At 58.2% G+C, this 26,068-nt stretch carries 22 protein-coding genes and 1 tRNA gene; 10 read left to right on the top strand and 13 right to left on the bottom strand.

Annotated features, from left to right (window positions below; translation table 11 throughout):
• Positions 1 to 55 precede the first annotated feature (55 nt).
• Genes R3D51_10215 through R3D51_10205 form a run of 3 tightly spaced genes read right to left on the bottom strand, consistent with a single transcriptional unit; the run spans position 56 to position 3,176 of the window.
• Entirely contained in the window at positions 56 to 1,201 is a 1,146-nt protein-coding gene (locus tag R3D51_10215) for an ABC transporter permease (protein MEZ5899854.1), read from the bottom strand.
• On the bottom strand, positions 1,201 to 2,157 hold the full coding sequence (locus R3D51_10210; GenBank protein ID MEZ5899853.1) for an ABC transporter ATP-binding protein: 957 nt from the start codon (positions 2,155 to 2,157) through the stop codon (positions 1,201 to 1,203). The genes R3D51_10215 and R3D51_10210 overlap by 1 nt, the downstream gene beginning before the upstream one ends.
• Entirely contained in the window at positions 2,154 to 3,176 is a 1,023-nt protein-coding gene (locus R3D51_10205) for an HlyD family efflux transporter periplasmic adaptor subunit (protein ID MEZ5899852.1), read from the bottom strand. The genes R3D51_10210 and R3D51_10205 overlap by 4 nt, the downstream gene beginning before the upstream one ends.
• A 323-nt stretch (positions 3,177 to 3,499) precedes the next feature.
• Here R3D51_10205 and R3D51_10200 point away from each other — a divergent pair, with 323 nt between their 5' ends.
• The 4 genes from R3D51_10200 to R3D51_10185 all read left to right on the top strand — a co-directional run bounded on the left by R3D51_10200 (position 3,500) and on the right by R3D51_10185 (position 9,014).
• A complete protein-coding gene (locus R3D51_10200) occupies positions 3,500 to 3,757 on the top strand; it encodes a hypothetical protein (GenBank protein MEZ5899851.1) in 258 nt (85 codons plus the stop codon).
• Between the two features lie 284 nt (positions 3,758 to 4,041).
• A complete protein-coding gene (locus tag R3D51_10195) occupies positions 4,042 to 5,598 on the top strand; it encodes a Do family serine endopeptidase (GenBank protein MEZ5899850.1) in 1,557 nt (518 codons plus the stop codon).
• Between the two features lie 358 nt (positions 5,599 to 5,956).
• Positions 5,957 to 6,505 (top strand): biliverdin-producing heme oxygenase, encoded by a 549-nt coding sequence (locus tag R3D51_10190; protein MEZ5899849.1) that lies wholly within the window; start codon positions 5,957 to 5,959, stop codon positions 6,503 to 6,505.
• The gene (locus R3D51_10185) at positions 6,489 to 9,014 is read left to right on the top strand and encodes an HWE histidine kinase domain-containing protein (protein ID MEZ5899848.1); all 2,526 of its coding nucleotides are present in this window, start codon (positions 6,489 to 6,491) and stop codon (positions 9,012 to 9,014) included. The genes R3D51_10190 and R3D51_10185 overlap by 17 nt, the downstream gene beginning before the upstream one ends.
• 112 nt (positions 9,015 to 9,126) lie before the next feature.
• On the opposite strand, the gene R3D51_10180 is transcribed toward R3D51_10185, so the two are convergent.
• The 4 genes from R3D51_10180 to R3D51_10165 form a co-directional block, all read right to left on the bottom strand.
• The gene (locus tag R3D51_10180; GenBank protein MEZ5899847.1) at positions 9,127 to 9,669 is read right to left on the bottom strand and encodes a flavin reductase family protein; all 543 of its coding nucleotides are present in this window, start codon (positions 9,667 to 9,669) and stop codon (positions 9,127 to 9,129) included.
• Between the two features lie 65 nt (positions 9,670 to 9,734).
• The gene (locus R3D51_10175) at positions 9,735 to 10,094 is read right to left on the bottom strand and encodes a cytochrome c (protein MEZ5899846.1); all 360 of its coding nucleotides are present in this window, start codon (positions 10,092 to 10,094) and stop codon (positions 9,735 to 9,737) included.
• A gap of 175 nt (positions 10,095 to 10,269) precedes the next feature.
• Positions 10,270 to 10,344: transfer RNA gene (locus tag R3D51_10170), tRNA-Thr, on the bottom strand.
• 121 nt (positions 10,345 to 10,465) lie between these two features.
• Positions 10,466 to 11,986 carry a hypothetical protein gene (locus tag R3D51_10165; GenBank protein ID MEZ5899845.1) on the bottom strand — a complete coding sequence of 507 codons (1,521 nt, stop codon included), beginning with the start codon at positions 11,984 to 11,986 and terminating at the stop codon, positions 10,466 to 10,468.
• 146 nt (positions 11,987 to 12,132) lie between these two features.
• Between R3D51_10165 and R3D51_10160 the strand changes: the two genes are divergently transcribed.
• Complete coding sequence (locus R3D51_10160) at positions 12,133 to 13,569, top strand: oligosaccharide flippase family protein (protein MEZ5899844.1); 1,437 nt, start codon at positions 12,133 to 12,135, stop codon at positions 13,567 to 13,569.
• A 194-nt stretch (positions 13,570 to 13,763) separates the two neighbouring features.
• Entirely contained in the window at positions 13,764 to 14,981 is a 1,218-nt protein-coding gene (locus R3D51_10155; GenBank protein MEZ5899843.1) for a glycosyltransferase, read from the top strand.
• A 68-nt stretch (positions 14,982 to 15,049) separates the two neighbouring features.
• Here R3D51_10155 and R3D51_10150 read toward each other — a convergent pair whose 3' ends face one another.
• The 6 genes from R3D51_10150 to R3D51_10125 form a co-directional block, all read right to left on the bottom strand.
• Positions 15,050 to 16,180 carry an endo-1,4-beta-xylanase gene (locus R3D51_10150; GenBank protein MEZ5899842.1) on the bottom strand — a complete coding sequence of 377 codons (1,131 nt, stop codon included), beginning with the start codon at positions 16,178 to 16,180 and terminating at the stop codon, positions 15,050 to 15,052.
• Complete coding sequence (locus R3D51_10145) at positions 16,177 to 17,268, bottom strand: glycosyltransferase (GenBank protein ID MEZ5899841.1); 1,092 nt, start codon at positions 17,266 to 17,268, stop codon at positions 16,177 to 16,179. The genes R3D51_10150 and R3D51_10145 overlap by 4 nt, the downstream gene beginning before the upstream one ends.
• A gap of 35 nt (positions 17,269 to 17,303) precedes the next feature.
• The gene (locus R3D51_10140) at positions 17,304 to 18,443 is read right to left on the bottom strand and encodes a glycosyltransferase (protein MEZ5899840.1); all 1,140 of its coding nucleotides are present in this window, start codon (positions 18,441 to 18,443) and stop codon (positions 17,304 to 17,306) included.
• A gap of 69 nt (positions 18,444 to 18,512) precedes the next feature.
• Positions 18,513 to 19,301 carry a WecB/TagA/CpsF family glycosyltransferase gene (locus R3D51_10135; protein MEZ5899839.1) on the bottom strand — a complete coding sequence of 263 codons (789 nt, stop codon included), beginning with the start codon at positions 19,299 to 19,301 and terminating at the stop codon, positions 18,513 to 18,515.
• Positions 19,302 to 19,567: 266 nt separating this feature from the next.
• A complete protein-coding gene (locus R3D51_10130) occupies positions 19,568 to 20,914 on the bottom strand; it encodes a VpsF family polysaccharide biosynthesis protein (protein ID MEZ5899838.1) in 1,347 nt (448 codons plus the stop codon).
• 51 nt (positions 20,915 to 20,965) lie between these two features.
• Positions 20,966 to 23,188, bottom strand: a complete 2,223-nt coding sequence (locus R3D51_10125; protein ID MEZ5899837.1) for an exopolysaccharide transport family protein — start codon at positions 23,186 to 23,188, stop codon at positions 20,966 to 20,968.
• A 230-nt stretch (positions 23,189 to 23,418) separates the two neighbouring features.
• Between R3D51_10125 and R3D51_10120 the strand changes: the two genes are divergently transcribed.
• The 4 genes from R3D51_10120 (at position 23,419) to R3D51_10105 (ending at position 26,002) form a co-directional block, all read left to right on the top strand.
• Positions 23,419 to 23,589, top strand: a complete 171-nt coding sequence (locus R3D51_10120) for a hypothetical protein (protein ID MEZ5899836.1) — start codon at positions 23,419 to 23,421, stop codon at positions 23,587 to 23,589.
• Between the two features lie 8 nt (positions 23,590 to 23,597).
• Complete coding sequence (locus tag R3D51_10115; GenBank protein ID MEZ5899835.1) at positions 23,598 to 24,929, top strand: exopolysaccharide biosynthesis polyprenyl glycosylphosphotransferase; 1,332 nt, start codon at positions 23,598 to 23,600, stop codon at positions 24,927 to 24,929.
• Positions 24,930 to 25,128: 199 nt separating this feature from the next.
• A complete protein-coding gene (locus R3D51_10110) occupies positions 25,129 to 25,515 on the top strand; it encodes a hypothetical protein (GenBank protein MEZ5899834.1) in 387 nt (128 codons plus the stop codon).
• A 118-nt stretch (positions 25,516 to 25,633) separates the two neighbouring features.
• Positions 25,634 to 26,002 (top strand): hypothetical protein, encoded by a 369-nt coding sequence (locus R3D51_10105; GenBank protein ID MEZ5899833.1) that lies wholly within the window; start codon positions 25,634 to 25,636, stop codon positions 26,000 to 26,002.
• Positions 26,003 to 26,068: the final 66 nt, after the last annotated feature.

Genomic DNA, 26,068 nt, shown 5'->3' with positions numbered 1-26,068 from the left:
GATGAACCTCCACACACTGTGAGCGGTTTAAAACCCAATCGCATGCTTGGCCAGCTTAGTCCAAAGTCTTGCGGAAACGTGTGACGGCGATTGTCATGGCGATCAGCATAAGCGCCGTCAACCAGACGATTTCGGTGGACAGAACGGTAATCCCTGCGCCCTTCAGCATGATCCCGCGCACGATGCGCAGGAAGTGCGTCAGTGGCAAGAATTGTCCGATCGCTTGCGCCCATGCTGGCATACCGGCGAAGGGAAACATGAAACCCGATAGTAGAATGTTGGGCAGGAACCACATCATCGACATCTGGATGGCTTGAAGCTGGTTTTTGGCGATCGTCGAGAAGGTGTATCCGACAGATAGATTTGCGGTAACGAACAGGGTGGTGAGACCGGCGAGCAGCGGCAAGCTGCCTTCGATCGGGACCCGGAAAACGTACACGCCGGCCGTGAGAATGATCGCCGCCTGGACGAAGCCGACGATGATATAGGGCGCGATCTTGCCGAGCATGATTTCGACCGGTTCCATCGGCATGGCCAGCAGACTCTCCATGGTGCCGCGCTCAACCTCGCGGGTCACCGAGAGCGAGGTGAAGATCAGCATCGTCAAGGTGAGGATGGTGCCAAGCAGACCGGGCACGATGTTGAGCGCGGTAATGCCCGCCGGATTGTAGCGCCGGTGTTGAATGATACGGAATGCGCTGCTGGCTGTTTGCGAGACGGGAATAGCGCGGTCCGCCTTTAGCGCGGACGTGATGATGGGTTCCAGAGCACCGAGTGCCGTCCCCGCCGCAACCGGATCCGTCGCGTCTGCAATGACGAGGATGGCCGGATTGTTACCCCGCCGCACATCGCGTTCGAAGTTGGCTGGAACCTCCACGCCGAAAAGGACCTTGCCCGACACAATCGCCTCATCCAGCTCCTTGCTCGATCGGGCCATGACGTTGATGTCGAAATACGAGGTGTTGCGCAGAGCTGCCAGGATGGAGCGGCTCAAATCCGTTTGTTCCTGCATGAGCAGCGCCGTTGGCAGATGACGCGGGTTGGTGTTGATCGCGAAGCCGAACAGTAGAAGCTGCATGAGGGGCACCACGATCATCGTGGCGAACGTGATGCGATCCCGCTTGAGCTGGATGAACTCTTTGACGAACATCGCTGAAAAACGCGCAAAGCTCGTCGAGCGGTATCGGGGAATTTTGGCCATTAGCCGCTCGGCTCCCCGAAGTTGTCGCGGCCCTGACGCATCAGATCGATGAAGACGTCTTCCAGGGAAGCCTCGGAATGCCGCCACTTCAGATTAGGACGCGCGCGATAAGGAGCGATGGCGCGCTCGAGCTTTTCCTTGTCTGCACCCGACACGTGCAGTGTAGCGCCGAACGGGGAAACCATGTCCACGCCATCCAGATCCTCCAGCTCTTGAGCTAGAGAATGAGGATCTTCAGCACCCGACACGGTCCATGTCACAAGTCCGGATTTTGCGACCACATCATCAATAGTGCCGTGCGCGAGCAACTCACCATAGGCGAGATAGGCGATCTCGTGACACCGTTCGGCCTCGTCCATGTAGTGGGTCGAAACGAGGACGGTCAGGCCATCAGCGGAGAGCGCATGGATCTCATTCCAGAATTCGCGTCGCGCCTTTGGGTCGACCCCGGCGGTGGGTTCGTCGAGCAGCAACAACTCGGGCTCAGGTAGAATGCACGCGCCGAGTGCCAGCCGTTGCTTCCAACCGCCGGAAAGCTCTCCTGCGAGCTGCTCCTGGCGACCTTCGAGCCCGAGCTTCTGCATGGCTTCCAGCGCCGCCCGCCGCGGGTTCGGGATTCCATAGATGCGCGCCACGAATTCGAGATTTTCGCGGATAGAGAGGTCCTGATAGAGCGAGAAGCGCTGCGTCATGTAGCCGACGCGCTGCTTGATCAGCCTGCTCTGGGTGAGAATGTCGAAGCCCAAGCATGTGCCGCGCCCCTTGTCAGGCGTCAGCAAACCGCAAAGCATTCGGATCGTCGTCGTCTTGCCGGATCCGTTAGGACCGAGGAAGCCGTAAATCTCCCCCTTCGGCACCTTCATGGACAGATTTCGGACCACGACCTTGCCGTCGAACGATTTCGTCAATCCTTCGACTTCGATAGCAATATCTGGCTCGTTTGGTGCAGTACTCACGTATGGCCTGCATCCTTGGAATTTGGTGTGTCGGCCTTGGAAATCTGTTCATCGTTTAGCACGGTTACGCTGACGGGTTGGCCGACGCGAAGCAGCTCGGGGTGGGTGGGGCGGGCCTCGATCAGGAAAACGAGTTTTTGGCGCTCTTCGCGGCTGTAAATGACGGGCGGAGTGAATTCAGCCTCTGGCGAAATGAAGCTGATGTTGGCCTCGATGTTCGCCGCGCAGCCGTCGCACGTAACGCTGATGCGCTGGCCGATCTTGAGCGTCGGCACAACGCTTTGGGGGACGTAGAAGCGCACCTTCATATTGGCTGGCGGCAGCAGCGAGACCACGGGACGGCCCGCGGGTACGACTTCTCCGTTTCGAAAGTAGATTGTTAGTACTGTGCCATCGGCTGGAGCAGAGACGCTGCGCTGCTCGCGGCGCCACTCAGCTGATGCGAGGCGTGACTGGGCCTGAGCGACAACCTCTTTGGCCGCATCGATGTCTTCCCGCCGAGATTGGAGCCGTGCAACGTCGATCTGCTTTTCCACCTCGCTCAGGGCGGCGGTGTCGCGCGCAAAGGCGGCTTCGGCGGCATCGAGCCGAGACTGAGCGGCAAATCCTTTTTCGTTAAGCTCCTTGGCGCGCTTTAGCTCGGGGCCCGATTGATCAAGCGCGGCCTGCGCGCGTCGGCGCTGGGCCTCAAGAACTGCGATTTCTTCGGGGCGTTGCTGAGCTGCTTGCGTCCTCTCCAGTTTGGCCTTGGCCTCTTCGACGGCAGCCTTTGCCTGGCGCCAGTCTGCGTCCTGAATATCGCTTTGAACGGAAAATAAAGGTGCGCCGCGCTTAACGGTCTGCCCCTCTTTCACATCAAGTGAAACGAGCCGGCCCGCTTCGTCGGGCCCCATATACAGAAAATCGCCTTCAACCCAGCCTTGCCAGTCCGACGTGGGGTCGGCGTTGCCAAGGCGCAAATATGCCCATCCGCCCACCAGCACAAGAAGGCCCAGGAGTACAATAAATCTGGTCCTCATCTTCCCGAGTGTCCTATCAATGATGTTGGCGATGTGCGTCTAAGATGTCGCGGCGGGAGCATGGCAGTGTTGGAAAAGAGGTCATTAGGACAGCGTTAATGACCGATCTTCTTGTGGTGCATACTGCCAATATGGGCCTTGCCTGCCATCAAGCTCAAGGGCTAGTCGTGTGCAATTAGCAAACATTGGCGCGCCTGCGGGGCGCCAGGGTGCTTCGTTCGATCTGCAAGCCCCGGAAAGGCGGCTTGCCTTGCAAAAAACCTGTCACAATTTCATCGTTGAGGTGCTACACCGCGCCACACGAAAATCAGATGGAGGCGACCATGTCAGAGTCCAATCAAGATGACCTAAACCGACTTCAAGAGCTGGGTCAGCGGATCAGCGAAAAGATCGCACACCTGGAGAAGCAGGGTGCACTTCTTGGACCTGAGCGCGAGGCGGCTGCGGATTTCAAGTTGCGCCATCTTCAGCTCGGAGAGCATGCCAAGAGCACAGAGGTCCGCGACGGTTTTGAAAACGATGTGGAGACGCTGAGATTGGCTTTCGAGCGTTGGTTGGCGCGTATCGATACCGGCGCGTGAATTTTTTGTAAGTCTTACAGACGAGAGCGCTGGGGCGGGAGAATCGCCTCGGCGCTCTTTCTGTTTGTCGGCCATTTGGCCTGATTTACTGGGCCGATTTTTTGTCCCTTGGGAAGAGACGCGGTCACGTGCGCAATCTCGACCGCGTGAAGTGTCTTACAAAATTTTAGGCTGTTCTCCACGTTGCGGAGAGGTTCGCCATGACAACTTTCTCCACGAAGCGCCATTCGTAAGATTTCCCTCCCGGCGCTCTTTCGATCCTCAAAGACCCAGGAGATTGCAAAATGACGAACAATGATGAGCACGCTACGTCAGCGCGCCCTGCTAAAACGGCGCTTGCGTCCAGACTTCTCATGAGCGTAGCAGCATGCGCTTTTCTAGTGGGAACGACCGCCGCGTGGGAAGTCCGGGCCGAAGCTGGAAAGCCTTGGCCTCAGGCATCAGCTCAAGCCACCGATCTTTCTCAAAAGGCCGGACAGACCGCAGCCAATCTGCCGGACTTTGCTTCCCTCACTCAGGCCGTGAAGCCCGCCGTCGTGTCGGTGCGCGTTAAAGCGCCTGCGGAGCAGCAAATGGTAAATTTCCCCAAGGGAAATCCCTTCGAGGGCACTCCGTTCGAAAAGTTCTTCAATCAATATGGCGAGAACAACAACGGACAGAATGGTGAGGGCGGCAATGGTCAGCAGCCCAAAATGAGCCAGGCGCTTGGTTCAGGTTTTTTCATTTCCAATGACGGCTACATCGTCACCAACAATCACGTCGTCGACAAAGCAGTCGATGTCGAGATCATTATGGATGATGGCACGCAGTTGCCGGCAAAGGTCATAGGGACCGATAGCAAGACCGACCTCGCGTTGCTGAAGGTTTCAGGCCGCGACGATTTCCCGTTCGTGGAACTGGCGAGCGACGCGCCTCCGATCGGCTCTTGGGTGGTTGCGATGGGTAACCCTTATGGCTTCGGTGGCTCGGTGACAGCAGGTATCGTGTCGGCCCATGGGCGCGATCTTGGTAGTGGTCCCTATGACGACTTCATTCAGATCGATGCCGCGGTCAATCGCGGAAATTCCGGCGGTCCGACATTCAACCTGCAGGGCAAGGTGATCGGAGTGAATACCGCAATCTATTCGCCGACGGGCGGCTCGGTCGGTATCGCGTTCGATATTCCCTCGTCGACGGTGAAATCCGTCGTTGAGCAACTTCATGAAAAGGGTCGCGTCGATCGCGGCTGGCTCGGCGTGCAGATTCAGCCGGTAACAAAAGAGATCGCAGACAGCCTCGGCCTCAAGGAAGCCAGCGGTGCGCTTATCTCCGAGCCGCTTGCAAACGGTCCTGCAGCGAAGGCCGGTCTGAAATCGGGAGATATCATCACTGCTGTCAACGGCACGCCCGTGAAGGACGCGCGCGGTCTGGCAAAATTTATCGGCGGTCTTGCCCCCAACAATGATGTGACACTGTCTGTTCTGCGTAACCAGAAGGCGGAGACATTCAAGGTCGAGCTCGGCGAATACAAAGATGAAAAGGTTGCTTCGGCCCAAGATGAGAGCGGCGATAAAGGCGACGTCGGAAAACTCGGCATGACCGTTGCTCCGGCTTCCAGCGTCGATGGCGCGGGCGAGCATGGCTTGGCAGTACTCAACGTCGACCCCGACGGCGAGGCCGCTGACGCAGGTATCCAGGCAGGCGATGTGATCTTGAAGATTGCCGGCAAGTCGGTTTCCTCTGCGCACGACCTTAAGACGGCGCTGAAGGAAGCTGGCGCCAACGGCAAGAAACACACACTTGCTCTTGTGCAGCATGAGAACTCTCAGCGCTTCATCGCACTACCTGCCTCCGTCGGCTAGTAGAGCCTCCACAAGCTGCGGATCGGGTTTGCACAGCGCCTGAGACGCACGCCGGGATCGCAGCGCTCCCCGTGCCGACCGGTTCCGGCGTGCTTAAACACCAAGGGTCGGACCTCATTGCCAAACCGCAATGGGGTCCGGCCCTTGTTCGTTGTTCGGCCCCTCTGAATTGGGAGACCGCCCCCCCCCCACGAAAACAACAATTCGTCTGTTCACTAGTGAACAGACTCTGGCGCGTGATCCGAATAGTGGTATTTTGTTACTTGGGTCCAGGCGCTGCTTTGGAGCGCGATCTTGAGGGGCTGACACGCAGCTCGCAGTACGGCGGTTTGCAGCCGCTTTGAAATGTGAAGGAAGTATGGGTCCAAGACGTCGTGCTCTGCGCCAGGCTACCGAGGCAGCGCACACAGCATTGGATAGCAAGCTCGTGCCGTTGGCGAGCCGGTTGGATTATGCCCGCTATCTGCTCGTCATAAGCGCGTTTCGAAGCGTGATCGAGAGAGAGATCGAACATCGGTTCTCTCAATATCCGCTGCAACCTCAGATGCTGCTGAGGGATATCGAATTGGACTGCGACGATCTTCGGCTTGGGCGCGCGCAACCCAACACTGATTTTGAGCTGCGCAACTGCCGCGAAGATTATCTAGGCACATTCTACGTATTGGAAGGATCGAGGCTTGGGGCCCGCGTTCTTTATTCGCAAGTTCAGGCATTGGGGCTTTGCGCCGATTTTGGGGCCAGGCATTTGGCCCGGCAGGCGGCAGAAGCTCCGAGGTGGAGCGCGTTCCTCAACGAGCTTGAGAGTGCAGAGGACATCGACGAGGAGGCCCTCGTCCATGCGGGCAGTAAAGTATTTGATTTGGTGTTGAGCATCGCAGAGGCGTACATCGATGCCGGAAAACGTTGATCTGACGACTTGCGACCGCGAACCGATCCATATTCCGGGAAGCATTCAAACGCATGGGTGCCTCCTTGTATGCGACGAGAACGGGGACACAATACTCCGCAGCTCGTTGAATATTGTTGAAATGCTGAAACTCGGTGGGGATCCGGCTGGCAAGTCTCTTTCAGAGTTGTTTTCTGGACCTGTCGTTCACAGCCTATTGAACGCTATTGCTAAATCGAAAGAGCCACGACGTCCGGGGCTGGCCCACCGATTGGACCTACAGGACGCAGGCTTCTTCGATGTTTCTTGCCACACCTGCGATGGTGTGACGTTGTTGGAGTTCGAGCCTGCGGCGAGCGAAAATGGCGATGGTCCACTGGATATTGCCCGGTCCCTGATTGCGCGCACACAATCACTTATGGATCGCGAGGCCCTTTTTGAGAAGCTCCCGCGATTTCTCCAGGCGGTTCTCGGCTACGACCGCGTGATGATTTACGAGTTTTCTGACGACGGCTCGGGCAAGGTGGCGGGCGAAGCTAAGCGACATCACTTAGAGTCATTTCTCGGGCAGCACTTTCCCGCGTCGGATATACCATCGCAGGCGCGTGCACTCTATTTGCAGAACACCATCCGTGTGATCTCAGATGCGAAGGGAGAAAGCAGCCCCATTATTCCGGAATACGACGCCTCCGGGACACCGCTCGATCTTTCCTTTGCACACTTGCGCAGCGTTTCTCCAATTCACCTGGAATACCTCCGCAACATGGGCGTTGCGGCGTCCATGTCGGTTTCCATCATCGTGGACGGCAAGCTCTTCGGTCTTGTTGCATGCCATCATTACGCACCCAAGGCGCTAGGGATGTCACGACGCATCGCTATGGAGCTCTTCGGAGACTTTTTGTCTCTGCATCTGACATCCATCCAGCAAAACGTTCGTGCGGACGCTACACGGCGTGCGCGCCATACGCTGGACGAAATCTTGGCTTCCACGGGATTTAACGAGCCAACGGAGGAATTTCTTCGCCAGTCTCTGCCAAAACTCAACTCGGTCCTCGATTCGGATGGCGTCGGTTTATGGATGAACGGCACTTGGTCCGCCCATGGTTCGACGCCGCCTTCAAGTGTGGTCCCGATGATGGCGAGTTTAATACGGGAGGTTGGAAGAGATGAGGTGTGGGCAACCAACGCTCTTCAGGCGCATCTGCCGTCGGCCGCAGAATTCGCAGACGCGGCGGCGGGTGTGCTGGCCATTCCGCTATCGCTGACCCAGCCAGATTTTCTCTTCTTCTTTCGCAAAGAGAAGCTCCAAACCCTGAACTGGGCCGGCGATCCTAACAAGACATACACAACAGGACCGCACGGCGATCGCCTAACGCCGCGCAAGAGCTTTGCTGTGTGGAAGCAGATCGTGGCGGGACAATCGGAATCTTGGAGCGTGGATGAGCGGACCTCAGCCCAAGCCGTGCTTCTTGGTTTGCGTGAGGTGATGATGCGGCAGAGCGAGATTCTCGCTAAGGAGCGCAACAGGGCCGACGCGCGGATGCGTCTTCTCAATGATGAGCTGAACCACCGCGTCAAAAATATTCTGGCTCTGATCAAGTCGTTGGTAAATCAACCGACCGGCGACAGCGAAAGTATCGAGGCATTCGTGTCCGGTTTGAAAGGTCGAATTCTTGCTCTCTCTCACGCGCACGATCAGGTGGTTCGCTCGGATGGTGGCGGCTCTCTGCGTCAATTGCTGGGGGCGGAACTTTCACCCTATCCGATGGAGAGAATGGAGCTGATCGGAGACGACATCGGCCTCGACCAGCGCGCCTACTCCGTCATGGCTCTCGTCGTCCACGAACTGGCGACCAACGCTGCAAAGTATGGGAGCCTGTCTAATCAAACCGGACAGCTCGCAGTGAACTGGTCGCTCAACGAGGAGAATTTGGAGATTGTCTGGAGGGAGGAGGGCGGTCCTCCTGTCTTCGAACCAAAGCGCAAGGGGTTCGGCTCGATTGTGCTTCATCGCTCTATTCCGCACGACCTGCAGGGAGGAAGCGAGATCGCGTTTCTCCCTGGCGGCCTAGCCGCCAAGATAGCCATCCCTGTAAGGTTCACATCGCGCTTGCACAAGCCCGTGCCAGCGCCGCCGCAAAAGACTGTAAGGACTGCGAAAGACGCCAAGACCATCGCGGGGCGCTCGATACTCCTCGTAGAAGATCAACTTCTTATCGCCCTGGAGGCGGAGGACATGCTCCGATCCTTGGGCGCGGGTGATCTGGTGGCCGTCGGTAGCGCTTCGGACGCGCTTCGGGCCATCGGTAATGCGCCGCCCGATCTTGCCGTTCTCGATGTCAATCTTGGGTCTAGCAACTCCCTCGCGGTAGCTGACGAGTTAAGGCAGCGGAAGGTGCCGTTTGTGTTTGCGACGGGCTATGGAGACATGGTTATGATCCCAGAGCATCTTCGGTCGGTTCCAGTGGTTCGCAAGCCATATACCGAGGAGACGCTCTTGTCTGGACTGCTGCAGGCTTCGAGCAGCTAAGTGAGGTCTTCAACCGTCGCGGCGTCCTGTCGGTAGTACGAACATCTATTTAGGCGTCGACACGCCTCCTTGATTGTTCTGGGCAATTGCAATTTCCCATCAGTGCAGCGGCTTAAACCCCAGCAGGCAGCTTGGATGCCATCATCTTCCTGCGGTCTAGCTTTCGGCCATCGACGATGAAAGTGCCGTCGCCCACCGCATGAACCGTGCGCTTCTCCTTTCGCGCAGTGTCCATGTAGGCGGCGACCGCCTGCAGTACGACAATATTGTGCTTGTCGACCATGTCGATGACTTTGCATTCGATGTTGGCCAGGCACTCCTTGATCAACGGGGCGCGGACGCGCTTAGCGGCAACAGCGGTAAGTTTGAACGTGGCGAATTTGTCGGTGTCGGAACCGGAGCAGGTTCCAATACCAATTGCGCGATCCAGGAGGTCGACCGTGGGAACGGCGACGACGCATTCGCCCGTTGCTTGCAGGGCCTTAAATGAGTGGTTCCATGCGCCGGTGGTGATGGCGAATACTGGCGTGAAGTCCATCACCATCGTCCAAGAGATGGTCATAATATTGCTGTTGGTGCCGTCATGGGTGGTCACGAGGGTGAGAGGCCCAGGCTCGATGAGAGTGAACGCCTTACTTAGTTTCAGGTGGTGCATGAAAGCATATCCCGAGCAGGCTGGGCTCTTTACGGAAGCGATCTCCGCGGCGATGGGGGCCGACGTCAGTCTTTCTTTCGCATCGTCATGATGTAAGCGATGACGTCTCTCAAGTCGGTGGGCTTATCGAACGAAAACTGGGGCATGTCGCGATGAGGAAAGAGGACGGTCTCAGCTAGCCGCTCCGCCGTTTGATGCGGCTTATTCGCTATCGCGACGAAACTTGGCACTTTGTTATCGGGGGGATCGGACTCATCGACAGTGACATCGTGACAAAATGAGCAGGCCTCATTTGCGACGAGCTCACCTTTGGCGAAATCGACTGGGCCTTGCTGCGCGCGCGCGGGGTCTGTCAGTATGGCTGCCGCGAAGAACCAGGCCATCGTGAACAACATAGACGGCCCATGGCCAAATTTCTTAAGCATTTATCCTCCCCTCGCTCAGGTGGCGAAGAAGTTCAAAGTTGTCCCAGATTACACGCTCCAGTTCATGACCGCGCAACATTCGTCTTCGCTGCGATAATGTCTGGCTCCTAAGGTCGCCATAGTATGCCCGGGTGGCGCACCGGTCCGGAATGGCAGAGAACTGAGCGAGTAAATTTGGTGCCGGCTGAGGGATTTGAACCCCCGACCCCCTGATTACAAATCAGGTGCACTACCACTGTGCTAAGCCGGCATCCTGGGTGGGCGCGAAGTGGCCTCCGGTTTCGGGAGCACGCGCAATTGTCCGCGGGCGTCTACCTGTTGCCTGAAATGGCCCGGCGCGACGCTAGCCCGAGGCGGGCTTATAGCCTCATTCAAGTCCGATAACCAGCCCCGAGGGCGCTTGGTCGCGCAAACAAATCGATAACCTCGAAACCTCCAGCCCGGTTCAGAGTATGGGGTCCCAAAATGCCCGAGTCGGGCTCAAATGCGATTGCGCCGTCGGTTTCTTCCGAAAATCCCTCCGGGTCGAGCCGCACGATGGCGCGAAGCGTCAGGGAGCTGCCATAGCCGCCACTGCAGTTCTGGGCCGGTCGCAACAGCCGCCCCGCTTCATCACGCCACACATGCCCGGCAGGTCGCGCTGCCGCCGCGTCGATGAGCACGGGGTTGTACGGATGCGTGTGCCAGGGGCCGGTCAGAGCTTCGGCGTAAAAAAGCGATAGCGCATCCCAGCTTGAACTTTGCAGACTGATAGTCCCCGCCGCGATCCACCACCGGCCCTCATGTCTGAAAATGGTCGCGTCGTGCAGATGTCCTTCGATGAGGCGAGCGGTCTTCTCCCATTCGTACGGAAAGCGCCTGGCGCGATAGAGATCCAAACCGCCCGACGCGGAGGACTCCGGCAGCATGTAGATCGTGCCCTCATGTGAAAAGACAAGCGGGTAGGAAAGGTGAAATTCGGTTTCCAGAACCGGCGTGACTTTGGACGGGCTGCCATCGCGCGCCAAAGTGAAGTGAGAGATGATGCCACGGCCAGTGGCCTTCGGCAGCTCTTCGATGAATACATGGGTCGTATCGCTATCGACGAACACAAAGGGATCGGCGAAGTAGCGAGTTCCTCCATCCTCCAACGTTCGGAATTTGTTGATCTCCAATTTTTGCGAAGCTGATGAAGTCACGGCCTCAGATGAGATCTTCCTCCAGGCGACAAACCACCTCGCTTCGTTGCCGGCGACAACTTCGGCAACGCGCCCCATCTTGCGGGCAATCCGCGCGCGCATAAGGCTCGTGGCCGATGACAGTATGGTAGAGCGTCCCGCAAAGGATCGCTTTGTCGGCAGCGGATCTTGCGGTCCTTCATCGTGGGCAATGCGATTAACAACGCGCACCAGCCCTTCCACGAGCCGCGACGAAATCATGTCCATCGAGACGGATGGCCGCCAGGGCGTTTCAATGGCGGGCGTGCCTATGAGCCAGACATGATCGCGCGAAATGGAGTCAGACACGCTCAATACCGGCGCACATTGTTGTAGTATGGCGTGAAACAGCGCGTAGTCCGTGAACGAGCCGTTATAGAGGGGCCGGATGATGCGACCCGGGTGGGTCTTGACCGTGCTGGCTGACGATACATCAAGCATGAGGTCGTAGGTCCCCCCGGCATACTGCGGCCAGGACGAAAACGCCTCACTGCGAAGCAGCGTGGAGAACCGGTCCATTCCCGCCCGTGCTCGCGCATGATCGTAATCTACCAAAGCCGTAAAGCTGGTGGGCAGGGGCTCGGGCGTGTCCCTAAATGAGACAGCGACCTCGTGCCCGGCATCGGCCAGGGCAGTCAGAAGCGCCAAATGCCAGCGGTAAAGCCGGGCAGCGTCGAGATGGACGCAGATTTGCATGGGCGAGAATGCGCTCCTGTGTCGTGCGGCGCAGGCGAGGCGCTTTGCTGCGCCTGCGACGCTCGCATATTACGGGACGTGCGGCTAGAGAAGAGCGTGCCGCATTTCTTTGCCCCAAGGGGCGTCCATACAAGTCAGCGGGCAAAATGCTTCTGCGTCAAACTCTACTGTATCTGCCCGCGCAGGTTCTTGGACCCATTGTTCAGTTCCTGTCGATCGTGCTGTGGACCTACTTTCTCGATCCGGTCGAGATGGGCACGTTCGCGCTTATTACAGCGGCGCAAGAGTTCGGCTACATCGCCACGATGTTCTGGTTCACGCTCTACACTATGCGGTATTTCGACCGGAACGCCGAGTCTCGGGACAAAGCTGCGTTCATGAACACGGAGGCTGGCGTCATGCTGGCCGCAGCGCTTGGCACGGCACTGGGCGTGATGTTGCTGCCCTTGTTCATCGACGTGGCGTGGTCGCCAGCCCTGGCGGCCGGTGCGCTCGCCTATTGCTTGTCGCGTACGCTGGCAACCCACCTCACAGACCGTGCGCGCACCGCGCAGGATACGTTCGTTTACACCATCATGCAGGTGAGCTGGCCGGTGCTGGGGCTGGCGTTTGGCGTGTTATTCGTGGAGCTGTTTTCTGCGACCGCTGCCAGCGTGTTATGGGGCTACGCAGTAGCGCAGGGTCTTGCTCTGGCTGGTGTCATCTCACGGTTGGGCCTTGGGTCGCGGCCCCATCACATATCTCCCGACATCGTTCGCACGGGTTTGCGTTACGGAATGCCGTTGGTCATAGGAGGTCTCTTCGTATGGCTTGCAAACAACGGTCTGCGCTTCGTGATCGAGCATCAGGAAGGCGCGGCGGCGGTCGGTCTCGTCACCGTCGGCTGGGGTCTGGGTCTGCGTGCGGCGGCGTTCGCCGCGATGCTTGTGACGGCGGCGGCCTTTCCGCTGGCGGTTGCGCGGTCACGCGAGAGCGGCATGGCGGAAGGACAAGCGCAACTCGTACGCAATGGCGTGCTGTTGCTCGCCATCCTGGCGCCGGCGGCCGGCGGGCTATGGGCAATTTCAGATCCCCTCGTCGAACGCATCGTCGCCGCGCCGTTCCGAGAAATGACGGCAGCGGTGCTGCCTTGGGCCATATTGGCCGGGGCTGCGAGAAACTTGCGTATTCACTTCGGGGAGCAAGTGTTTCTTCTGCGGGAAGAAACCAGAATTCCACTGGTCAATGACGTGCTCGATGGATTGAGCACGATCGTGGGCGGCGCCATCGGCCTGGCGCTGGGAGGTCTGCCGGGAAGCGTCGCGGGAGCGGCGTGCGGGGCAATCGTAAGCCTTTTGGTCACATTGTCTTGTGGGGCTTATTTGCACGGATTTGCTCTGCCGCTGGGCCATCTGATCCGCATTGCAACGGCTACCGCTGCGATGATCGGGGCTCTGCATTTCCTGCCCATGACGCCCACCGTTGTCTCGCTTGCGCTTGCCATCGTCACCGGTGCCACTGTTTATGGCTTGGCACTGGCCCTGGTCTATCCGGGCGAGATGAATACAGTGCTCGCGAAGTTTCGCGCGTTGCGTCAGGCCTAAGGGCTGGATATGAAAAATGTTGGGAGACAATCGTGGCGGAGTTGGCAACCTTAACGGCATCAAGATGCCAGATGCGTCGCGTTGTCCGGGGCTTTGCTTCGCCAACGGCATGATCTTGGAATAGTGTCGTCTTAGCTTGTGTTTCGCAGCCAATCGAAGCTGGCCGCAACGTAGAACAGTGAGTTTGTTATCCCATGCAGTATCGTCTTTGCGTCATACATTCCTTCGATCCACTCGGCGCGAAGGTCGGTGGCCTTGAGACATTCGTCCGGGACATGATTGGCCATCTGCCGGACGACTTCAGCTTTCTGATGATAGGTGTGGACTCTACGGGTAAACGCCCTTTGGGTAAGGTTTCGCGCGAAACGTTCCGCGGGAAGCCATTCGATTTTTTGCCCGTGCTTCATTATCCGGAAGACAAGGCGCGCGAGGCGGCCCGAAGCCTGAAAGACTCGATCAATTTCCAATTCATGCAGGGGTTATTGCGCCATCTGCCGACGGTGCGCCGCGTGCTGCGTGAGGTCCCGACGAGCGTCGATTTGCAGCGCGTGGAGTTTGCAACGCTTGTGAAGGGCATGGGGCTTCCATTCATCCAAATGCTTCACGGCGAAGGTGCGCCGAAACTGCAAATGGATTCCTTGCTCAAGAGCTACCGTTACGTTCACAACATCAACGAGTGGCTGGCGGTGAAGTCGTGCGACAAGTTCATGTGCGTGAATCCGATCATCACAGAACGAATTCGCCAGACCTATCCCGCGAATGCGGACAAGATCGGGACTCAATCGACTTGGGTCGATACCAAGACGTTCCATCCCGCACCGTTTCCAGGCGACGGCTTGCGTATCGCCTTTGCCGGTCGGCTTGATCTCTTCAAGGTTCCCTCCCTTATGTTCAAGACCATTGCGCGGCTGCGCGAGCGTCTGGGTGAGGGTGTTGAATTCCACTACATGGGCACAAGCGATCCCAACCGCTTTCCCGAATTCGATGCCATCCGTAGCTATTCCGTGCTGCACGGCTTCAAGAGTGCGCAGGGCGTTGCAGATGTTCTGTCAAATGTTCATGCGGGCATTCTGACCTCCGAATTCGAAGGTATGCCGTTCTCTGTTCTGGAGACACTAGGCTCAGGCCGCCCTGTATGCGCGATCCATCTTCCGCAGCTCGCCAGCGTCATAAAAGATGGTGTGTCGGGCAAGCTTGTGGCTCGCTCGTCCGAGCAAGATGATATGGCGGCGCGTCTGGCGGAAGCCTTTGTCGAGGTACACGAGGCGATAGCAAATGGAACGATCACGCCCGAAGGCGTGGCGAACGAGGTAGGTACTTTCACTCCCGAGTACCAGCTCGCGCGTGTCTACCAAAACCACCGCGCCATCCAGCGACGACGCTACGGGGATAACTCGGATTTGGCCGCCTAGTCGGTCGGCCTCCATGCGTCGGGATGTAGATTGCCTGGCCGGAACCTCAATGGCGCAGCCCGAAAAGTTTAGCGCGGCGGAGCATAAGCGAATGCTTCTGCAATCGCGTTCCAGGCGGGCTTACGTTTGAAGCTTGCATCGTAGGGCAGCGGCCGTGGCGCCGACCGGATCTCCATGCGGGTCTGCGTCGAAGGATCATTCATCCAACTCGTTGCATCGCAGAGCTGCCAAGTTTCAACGACCTTAACTGCCTTCAGCTTCAGCACTTCGTCCAGGTATCCGCGATACATCTGCGCAACTGCCTTGTCGCGAACCGGAATATCGCCGGGGAACTTGCTGTCGTTGACATCGAGTTCGGTGACATGAATCTCGAAGCCCAGCTCGGCGACCTCGTTCAAAAACGCGGCGAACGCGGGGAAATCATATTCTGCAGCCAATCGCAGGTGGCTTTGGAAGCCGACGGCGTCAATGGGCGTCCCTTGGTCTTTCAACCGACGTAGCAGGGCCAAGAGACTGGTGCGGAACGTTTCTCCATTTTCGTCGGCGGTTTCGCATTGGGCTTCGTTGAGGACGAGTACGTCGGTCGGGGCCGTGGAGCGGGCGGCTTTGAAAGCGCGCGCGATATAGGTCTCGCCAAGAGCGTTGTAGAACGGTCCTGCACGCAAGTTGCCGGGTTTGCCGTCCCAGGGGCCGATGGGTTCATTGATCACATCCCAATATTTGACCCTGCCGGAATAGCGCGACATGACGGTCTCGACGTGCATGTCGAGGAGATCCGGAATATGGCCTGCGGGCAAGCGGTGGATCCATTCGGGCACATCGTCGTCCCAGATCAGAGTGTGGGCTCTGACGGCCATGTTGTTTTGAGTGGCGAACTCGACGAGCTTGTCCGAACCGAAAAAATCCAGGGATTGGGCATTGGGTCGGAGCATGGAGAGTTTGAACTCAAGCTCGCTTGTCAGGATACGTGCGTCGCGTAGGTAGAGATCGCGATATTGCGCTCCATACTCGCGGTCGAGTTCGTGAACGGCGAAGGAGGCGCCAAAGAGGATGCCTTTCTTCTCGGCGAGGGCTGCCAGTCCCTGGGCGTCGTCAGAAGCGGCGCGCGGACAAGGCGCCACAGCGCACAAAGTTCCCGCTGCAGTCGCACCGATCAGCAGATCGCGGCGGCTCATGCTCGGGGAAGAATTCGAAGTCATGGCGTGCGCGCCGCAGCCGGGGCGGTGGAAGTGTCAGGGTCGAAAGCTGAGGCAAAAATCTGCCGCGCGGAGGCGAGGTCTTTGTCAGCGATCTCATTCCATCGTTCAATATTGCCGAGGGCTGCGGTCGCGGTCTGCGCGCGCCATTCGGGATCAGACGTCATGGCCAGGATAGTGCGCGCCGCTTCTTCCGGCTTGGATGGATTGATGAAGGTGCCTGATGCCGCAAGAACCTGCCGGAAGACCGGAGCATCGGGTGCGATGATGGGGAGGCCTGCGTACTGCGCTTCCAGCAACGGCAGACCCAGTCCCTCATCGTGCGAGGTGCACAGGTAGATGTCGGAAGCTTCCAACTCTTTCTTGACCTCCTCGGCGGGCAGATAGCCGTGGATCACCACGCCGGGATGAGTGGCGATGCGTTGGGCATCCTCACCCCAGCCCGGACGCCCGATAATGTGAAGTTGGGCATCCGCGTGTCCCATGGAGCGAAGTTGGTCGAGAACGGCAATAGCGGCGGAATAGTTCTTGCGCGGCTCTATCGTTCCGAGTGCGGCCAGCCGCAGTGGATTTGGCTTCACAATGCGCGCCTCACGGCCTTCTGCTGTGAGGTCGAATACATTGCCGACAAATGGCCGGTAAAGTCGGATCGTGGCGTCCTTACCGACGAAGGGGCGAAGCTCATCGCGCGTCTTCTCGGAATTGACCATGAAACGCTTCAGGTGACGAAGCGCGAAGGCAAACTGAGGAGCCATGTAGAAGCGCGCTTTAGCCGACAAGTCGTTCTTGCGGGTGATGAGAAACGTGTCGTGGACGTACATCCAGACCCGCCGCGATAAGGGTGCGAAAAGCGGCGAAGGCGGAAATCCCGGAAAGACGAATTGAGCCGATGGGTTCAGGACAGCAAGCGCAGGCAACAGAAACTGTTGGCGCAAGATCATGGAGGCGACGCCGTTGGCGCGCACGGGCACGATGTCGGCACCGTGGAAGTGAACTTGTTCGAACTGTTCGATCGAGATGCGCTCCAGGCCCGTCACGTGGCGGCCAGCGTGCGTCAGATCGAGATAGACCCGCTGTCGGTGTTTCTCCATTTCCGGCATCGGTAAAGTGTCTCGCTCTTGAGTGTTCAGGCGGCCGGCAGGCTTGTCGCCGGACCGTCCTGGTGAGTGGGCGGCACGATATGCGTGACATTCACGGTGCCAAGCACCTTATCGATCAGCTTTTCATAGGCAGGGACGCGAACGTCGAATGAAAACTCGTCAGCTCTGCGACGGCGCATGGCCGGGTCGCCGGGATGATCGAGCGTATCTTCGATAGCTTGGGCAAACTGCAAATCGTTTCCGACCGCAACAATACTGCCGAATTTGCCGTGCCGCAGGATCTCTTGCGGTCCGGCGCTTGCGGTCGCGACTACGGGAAGTCCGTAGGCCATGGCCTCGACGACGACGTTGCCGAATGGCTCCGATACAGACGACAGCACGAAGCATTTTGCCTGCGCATAGAAACGCCACGGCTCTTTGGAGTAGCCGGCCAGCGTCACGCGGTCTGCGATGCCCAGTTCATTTGCCAATGACTTGAGCTTCTTCTCTTCTGGACCTTTGCCGAGAATAACCAGCCGCACGGAGGAACGCGAGAGGCGCGCGAACGCACGCAAAAGGGTGGGGAAGTCCTTCTCAGGAACGAGGCGTCCGACGGCAAGAAGCACGTCGGAGCGGCGCGCAAGCTCCGCTTCGGTCGGCACCTCGGCGCTCTTCGGAAAGAATACCGGATTGAGGATGGTTGTCGTCTTTTCGGGGCGGGCGCCCCAACGGCGAACCAGTCGTTCGCGCAGTCCGTCGGAAACCGCCACCGTAACATCGGCTGCAGCACTCAGCATGGGCAAGCCGAAGTAGGTAGCGAAGCTTAGCAGCCCTGTGCGCCACTCGCAAAAGCCATGATAGGTGATGATCGTGCGCACCGGCGAATTCGCCAGCCATTTAGCGAGCATCAGCTTTGTGTTGGATCCACCAATGGCTGAAAGTGCGATATCCGGCTTTTCCTCGCGCAAGATTTCGGCCAGCCGCTTCACAGCGCGCCAATGTCTGCGCCCAATCGTGAATACGGGTATTGAGCTGTCAAGGTTGGCGCGATTCTCGTCGGCTTCGAAGTCCTGAACGAAAATCACGTCGTTGCCGCGGGCTTTGAACGCGCTGGCAAGACAAGACCAGAGTCGCTCGCCACCGCCGTCAACCAGGCCGTGGGTATAGAAGAGTATTTTTCTCGACATCAAGAGCCGACCTCGAACGTTCGCCAGCGGGCGAAACACTAAACCCAGCCTAATCCCGTAACCGTATTCTCAAGCCCCGCGAAGACGCGAAGCGCGTTGACGCAGAGGAGCCAGAAGCATCAAGTCCAAAAACAGGCTGCCACATTGCGCATAGCGCATGAACAGCCTGCGTGGGTTGGTGGCAAGTCGCCAGATCCACTCAAGTCCATTATCACGCATGGCTTGGGGCGCTCTGACCTGCGTGCCTGCGATAAAGTCCAGCGCGGCGCCAATACAGACAAGCCCAGACGACAATCCGGCCTGCCTTGCACGCTCCGCAAAAATTTCCTGCTTGGGAGCGCCAAGAGCAACGAAGACCAACTTCGCGCCAGACCGTCGAATGGTCTCTATGGCGGCGTCGGCCTCCGGTCCCTCGGGATCGAAGTTAGATGACGGAGCAAGCGTCCCAGCGATATCGATGAGGCCGTCGGTGCGTTCATTCAAATCGCGGCCAGCGCGCGCCATCACCTCCGCGGAGGTACCGAACAAGAAGATGGGCAGCTGCTCATGGGCTGCAGCTTCTGCAAGCGGAATAACGAGGTCGGCGCCCGTCGTGCGTTCGATCCCTGAGTTCTGTGCGCGAGCCAGCCAGGCAACAGGCGCGCCATCTGCTGTGACGATGCCGGCGTTTGCGTAGGCGGCACTGAAAAGCGGATTGCGCCGCATCTTGACAAGATGATCGAGATTGAGCGTGAAAACTGTGAAGGCTTCCCCGGCCTTTGCGCGATCGATCGTATCTGAGACGGCGCGCTCCAAGGTTGGGCAGTTGATGCCGCGTCCGTCAACGGATGCGAGATACGGCAAACTCGATGACATCATCTTTACGCTCACTCACCATAGGGCGCTGTGCAGGACATGCGCTCGTTACTGTTTGACACAAATTTTACATGACCCCATGGGCCTTTATGTCGCGCGGAGAAGACTGCATGCGCATGCCGGCTTCATCCGGGAGGCACTTGCTTGGACCTTGTGTGTCGCAATGAACCGACAGCTGTCCTCCATCATTCGCAATAGCAACTCTCATGCCTCGCCATTATCCCAGGGCGGATACAACAGTTCTGCGGAGGGGCGGGTATTTGGATTGGTTAAGCAGTGGTCAGAGGTGACGGCGGTGCAATCCGGTGTCGCCGCCGCAGACGTAAGGGTGATCCCGATTGATCGTGGACTACATCCTCTGGCTGTGGCTGTCGCATGAGGACGAGCAACATCAGAACGAGAATGGCCAATAGGGGTGTCTTTGCCGAGAGGCTTACAGAGGTCGAGGCGACCAGAAAGAAGAAGACCAGAACCCAGATCGTGCCTGGGCGCGTCGCGCGGACGATATCGCGGCAGAACAGAAACAGTCCGGCAAAGAAGACCAGGCCCGGGATCAGACCGTAGCTCAGCACGAATGACACCCAAAAACTTTCGATGCCGAAGTCGAGACCGTAAAGCGTGCGCAGTGTGGCAAGCTGCTCTGGGTCGGGCGCCAGCAGTAGCTCGCTCAATGGGATGTGCTTGAATAGCTCGAACATTTCGATACGAGTGCTGGCGCTGCCCCGATCGTCCAAGAAGCGTTCGATGAAAAGGTCGAAAAAGCCAGCTTCAGCCAGAGTTATGATGGTCAATGAGACCAGCGGAATTGCGATCAATGCGGCAATCAAGGTGCGGCGGTCGAATCGCGCGCCACGCAAAACCCCACCCGCGCGTGTCGCTGCCAGACCCAATAACATCACCAGCAAAAGGACGCTGGAAGCACGACCGCCAAAGACAACCATTCCCGCCGAGGCGATGACGAAGCCGCCAATCGCGAACGGGCGTGGCAGGTCGCGCGCGGCTCCAAGGGCGAGGGTCAGGATATAGGCGCCGGTGATGCTCGCGTTGGCTAGGGGATGCCCCAACAAAGCCGTCGAGCGCCAGTCGTCTTCGATAACTATCCCGTTTGCAACGAGAGGCGTGAGACGTGCGCCGACAGCAAACTCGATGATGCCGATGGTCGCGTTCACCATCATCAGGGTGTGAAATAGCAGCACAAAGCGGTCGGCTCTTTCTTGGCGCATGTCCTTAAACAGGAAGAACACGACGACGGGCGCCAGGAAGGTATCGAAAAAGAACGTAAACGGCAGGCCGACCACGCGAATGGAGTGAACGATCAATAGGCCAATCGTAATGAGAAAGACCAGCGTGCCGGGATAAGCCAGCAATGCGTTGAGCGTTGCGGTCAACGGATTGCGCACGTAAAGCGCCGACAGTCCCAATACGGCGAATGCGAGCACCGTCGCGGGATGAACTTTCTCCAGAGGGCCGCCGCCAGCGTCATCGTAGTTCAGCCCCAGCAATACCAGCGCCAACGGCGAAATGACCATGAACAGTACAGCAACCAGTGCGAGCCCCAGCCCCGGCAGGCGACCGTCGGGAGGAAAGTGCTGACGCGTCGAGTTGGGGACGCCCATCGTCAATCAGTCCTGATTTATTTCTGTGCCATCGGCCTGGCGACAGGATTGTCAGTGTGTCATTGCGAGAATGCCGCCAGTCAAACGATCTCCGGCAGGTTCCAGAACTTCCATGCTCTCGGCAATTTCCTCGCGTGTCGTCGCGGCATGGCGGGCAACCAGGAAGACTTCGTCAGCGGTGGGCAGCAAACACATCGCAGATTCGTCCTCCAGCAAGCCGCCCGCGTCGATGAAGACGAGATCGTAGCTCTGGATAAGGCCGTTAAGCCCCGCTACCAGACGACGTCGCTGCTGGCTTTTTAGGGTGCGCAGGTCAACGAATGCGAGCGGCAGAAACGCGAGCCCCGAGCGAGAGTCGCGTGCGGTGATTTCCGCAAGGTGTTCCTTGTTATCGAGCACGACGACGTTTTTCTGTTCGAGCGATGCGGCGAAGATGTTCGATAGGTCGGGCCTGTTCGAGGTCGCGTCTATCAACAGCACGCGCTCTCCCGCTAGCGCAGCGGCATATGCCAGGGCGAGAGCGGTGGCTGAATTTCCGGCCTCGGTGACAGGGGATGCGACAAACACGGTGTGGGGGCGTCCTGGACGTTGATGCGCCTTTATACGTGCAAGCAGTCGCAAGACGCTTTGCCGATAATGAGTGTGCGGCCCGCTCGACGTGTCGGTCAGCGCGGTGAGGAGATCGGAGAATTGCGCGGCTTCGACGCGATCTGGCGATTTACCGATGCGGAGTCGTTGCCAGATTGGACGCGGGAGCGGATCAAGTAACGGGAGGCTTGCCACCGCTTGGGCTGGAAGCGTCGGCGCAAAGGCCGCCGTTGTGCGTACCGATGCGTCGAAGTGGTCTCTAATCAGCGCTGACGCCAGTCCGAGACCTAAACCTCCGACGAGGCCCAACGCCAAAATCAGATACGTCAGCGGCTTTGACGGCTTTGCGGGGACGGATGGCGGGGTGATGATGCGCGCATCAGGTGTCGATACGTTCTGCTGCTCCTGGGTTTCCTTGGCGCGCGCCAGGAAGAGCCTGAGCAGCTCACGGCTTGCGGTTACCTCCTGCTCCAGTTCGCGCAACTTGATCTGTGCGGTGTTGGTGCGGCGAACTTCCTCCTCTGCGCGCTCAAGTTGGGCGGCTAGTTCGCGTTCACGATTTTCGGCAATCTGGTAATCGGCTTGCGCGGCGGTCGCCACGCGCTTCAGCTCAGCCTTGATTTGAGCCTTCACTTCGGCGAGTTGCGAGCGAACCTCTACAAGCACCGGGTGGCGCGGCTGAAGTTGGGAGGCTAGGGCGGCTTCTCTACGGGCGACTTGAGAATATTGCTCGCGCAGCTTTTGGATCAGGCCAGATCGCACGGCGTCCGGCAGAGTTTCAGCTCCGGCGCCGGAGTTGAGAGCCGAGACGATTTGTTCGTTCCGGGCCTTGCTCTCGGCGGTAACTGCGCGGGACGTAATGAGTTCGCCATTCAGCTTGGTCAGCTGCTGTTCCGTGACGATCCCGCCTTCAGACGTTAGAATCCGATTATCTCGTTTGAATTGATCGGCACGGGTCTCTGCATCGAGTACCTGTTGGCGCAGTTCGCCGAGACGCGCGTCGATGAGGGCATTGGCGCGCCTGGCTTCCCCGGTCTTGGCTGCGGTTTGGTCCGCCAAATATGCGTCGACGACAGCTTGTGCGACGCGCTGGGCTTTCACAGGCGAGGACGCTGTCACATCAACGTCAACTACGTAGGTTTTTTGTGCGCGTTTGACCTTGATGCTATCGGCCAGCGTATTGATGGCCTGCACGGTTGGATCGAGGTCTGCGATCGGTGTTTTCGGGACGATCAGCGCTTTGATGCGCGACAACAGACCGTGCCGGGCTTTGGGTGCGTATTCTTCATCCTGGTCGAGCTGAAGATTTTTGACCACACGCCGGAGAACAGCGTCCGACGTGAGAATTGAAACTTGGCTCTCGACGAGGGCAAGATCGGAAGCCACGCCACCTTGCACGATCTCTTCGGAAACAACCTTGCGCGCGCGCGGATCGACAAAGATAGAGGCCGTCGCCGTGTACAACGGCTTCGCGACAGCCAGATAAGCAAGCGAAAGAGTGATGCCCGCCAAAGTTGCCAGCAAAATCCTCCATATGTTGCGCTTGAGGATTCGGAACAGCCCGTCAATGTCTGTCGTAGCGTCGGAGGCCGTTGACGATGGCAGCTGAGATGCGACAGGTCGTGTGGAGTTGCGCAGCACGTGCGGCAAGTAAGCTGACCCCAGTCGCGGAACTATTTGTACCATTCTGAACTCGTCGTTACGCAAAGACACAGTCGGACGTACAGGAGCGGCACGCCGCATCCTGTTTACCGTCAACACGGCAGCAGGCCGGATTGAGGCAACCGGTATTGTGCAAGAGCTATGCCTTCGGTTGTTCGAAAACTGAACATCTGATTTGAGACCAAATTGTTTCCGTGGCATTTAAACATATATATCAAATGGCAGGAGATCCGAACGCAGTCTTGATATACAGCTTGACGAAGAGGGATATTGCGGGTGCCGGAGTTCCCTCCTCTGGCAATTGGAATTGCGGTGGTAGTGAGTGCTCGGTCGCGCTATTGAGGCTGGATCTCGGCCTGTTCTTCATCGTCACAACAGGTTCGGGCTATCCCGAGCATCATTTGCAGGTGGCGTGTTTCTCCTAGAACTGACGATGATCGTACTCGTCGCTGTGTCGACGGGGATCGGCTACCATTTATTCGTCTACGAGATGACAGGCGATATCGGCAAGTACGCCGGTATTGGCTTGCTCGCAGGCTTAGCATACGGCCTGACATTTCTGGTTCAGAACGAATACGGAGTTGAAGCACTCCTGGAAGGCCGCCGCAGCAATGGACGTCTGCTTTTGGTGTGGAACCTGGCTTTCGCCGCTCTGGCGCTGATAGGCTTTCTCACGAAGACGACCGCGATCTTCTCGCGCGCCTGGCTCATCATCTTTTACAGCGTTGGGTTGGTGACGCTGATCGCTCTCAACGCCTTTCTCCATCGCTCGATCGCAACGCTCATCGAATGTGGCGTCATTCTACCGCGACGTCTCATGCTGGTCGGTACGTCCGAGAGCCTGGCGTTCATGGAGCGCGAGATTGCTGATGGCGCGGCGGGTGCAGTCATTGTGGCTCGTCTTGTCGTCGTCGGCGATACGGTCGAGGGCCACGATTGGACCATGCAGCTTGAGGATGCCGTTCGAACCGCGCGCCTGGATAACGTTCAGGACGTGATCATTTCCAGCGGATGCAATGGCGCTTTCACGGAGAAGGCTGTCGCCGCCTTCTCTATTTTGCCGATTGTCGTGCACCTGGGCACTGACGGTTTGGTCGGGCAGTTCAAACATGCACGCATATCCCGGTTTGGCCGCAAGACGACTTTGTCGTTGACCCGCGAGCCCATTGGACCATTGCAGGCTGCAAGCAAGCGGACGTTCGACGTCGTGTTTGCATTGACTGCGCTTGTACTGCTCCTGCCGTTTCTGGGGTTGGTCGCTCTTGCGATCAAGATCGACAGTCCGGGCCCAGTGTTCTTCCGGCAGCGGCGACGGGGCTATAATCTGGGCGAATTCCGAATGTGGAAATTCCGCACCATGTCGACGCTTGACGATGGAGACGTCATCCAGCAAGCCAAGCAGGGCGACAAAAGAGTAACCCGCGTGGGTCGCGTGCTGCGCAGATTCTCGATCGATGAACTGCCGCAACTGCTGAACGTGATCGCGGGAGATATGGCGTTGGTCGGACCGCGCCCCCACGCGGTCGCCCACGACCGCTTCTTTGAGAAACGGATTGAGAAATACCCGCGCCGTCTGAACGTAAAGCCGGGGATCACCGGCTGGGCACAAGTTAACGGATTCCGCGGCGCCACCGACACCGATGACAGTATGCATCAGCGGGTCGAGCACGACCTCTACTACATCGACAACTGGTCGCTGCTGTTCGACGTCTACATCATCGTGCTGACAGTGATTTCGCGTAAGACTTTCCGCAACGCCTACTAGATTTCCGCTCGGAGCAAAGCCGCGGTTGTTAACGCTTTTGCAGGATTTACGCTGTTGCCAACAGTGTGTCTCCGGCTCAGAGCGGCGGTTTCGTGTAAATTTCCTCGCTTGAGAGATGCAATGTAACGGTGCCTTAGCTAATCTCCGGTAATGATTAGCGCAGTGTTTATCGCACGAGTGTGTCGAGGAGTACCGAGTAATGCGTTTCAAAGGCTTTTTGACGGCCGTCATCGCAGCGGCGACCGTCAGCTTTGCAGCCGCGAGCCCCGCAGCTGCCTTTCATTTAGATCGCCCTGATCAGCCGGCGGGCTGGGACCGGAGCCGCACGGTCCGGCATTGGGTCTATTATCCGCGCTATCATCATGTGTATCTGCGCGACAGCGTGAGCGATCCTTACGCTTACCGTTATGTTCCGCGCGGCTACTACCCGTACTACAACTCCGGATATTGGCGCCGTCCTTACATCGACCGCGCGCATTTTCGTCTGCCGAAGTATTACCGCGCCTGGGGTTCGACGAAGCCTGGTTATCATCACGTCGAGTGGCATCGCCGTCATTACGGTGGCCATCGCCGTGGCAACTGGTAAGTGACGCAGACACTTTGCTGCCGCGTCTCTTCCGCGTTCAGGTCACATTCATGTGGTGAGCGTCACGGTCAGGCTTGAGCGAGGATGATTCCTTAGGGGATCCTCGCGAGCCTGCATCGTGACGGTCCCATTTGTGGCCGCACTCGGAAAGCAGACCGGAGCAAATCTTATGGTCAGGAAATTCCAGCACGCCTTCATGGCGCTCGTAATGGCGTTCGGTTTCATGGCGTCCGCAGCACCGCAAGCGGAAGCCCGGAATGGAAGTGGTGTCGCACTCGGCGTTGCCGCCGGCATCATTGGTTTAGGCGTTCTCGGCGCCGCGCGGGCTCACGCCGACGAACGGTACTACTCGCGTTATGACGACCGGTGCTATTACGGGCACCGTGAATGTCATTGGACGGGGCGGCGCTGCTTTGAGAACAGCTGGGGCGACGAAGTTTGCCGCGGCGGACGCTATATCTGCGAACGACCTTTGATCTGCGATTGATCGCAAACTCGACGTGCAGCCTCGGTACGATTGCTGCGGGGTGCTGAGGCGCAATTTTCGAGAACG

Source organism: Hyphomicrobiaceae bacterium (genome assembly GCA_041397645.1).
Classification (GTDB): Bacteria; Pseudomonadota; Alphaproteobacteria; order Rhizobiales; family Hyphomicrobiaceae; genus Hyphomicrobium_B.
Note: the sequence above shows the minus strand (reverse complement) of the source record. Positions and strands in the feature narration are given on the sequence as shown.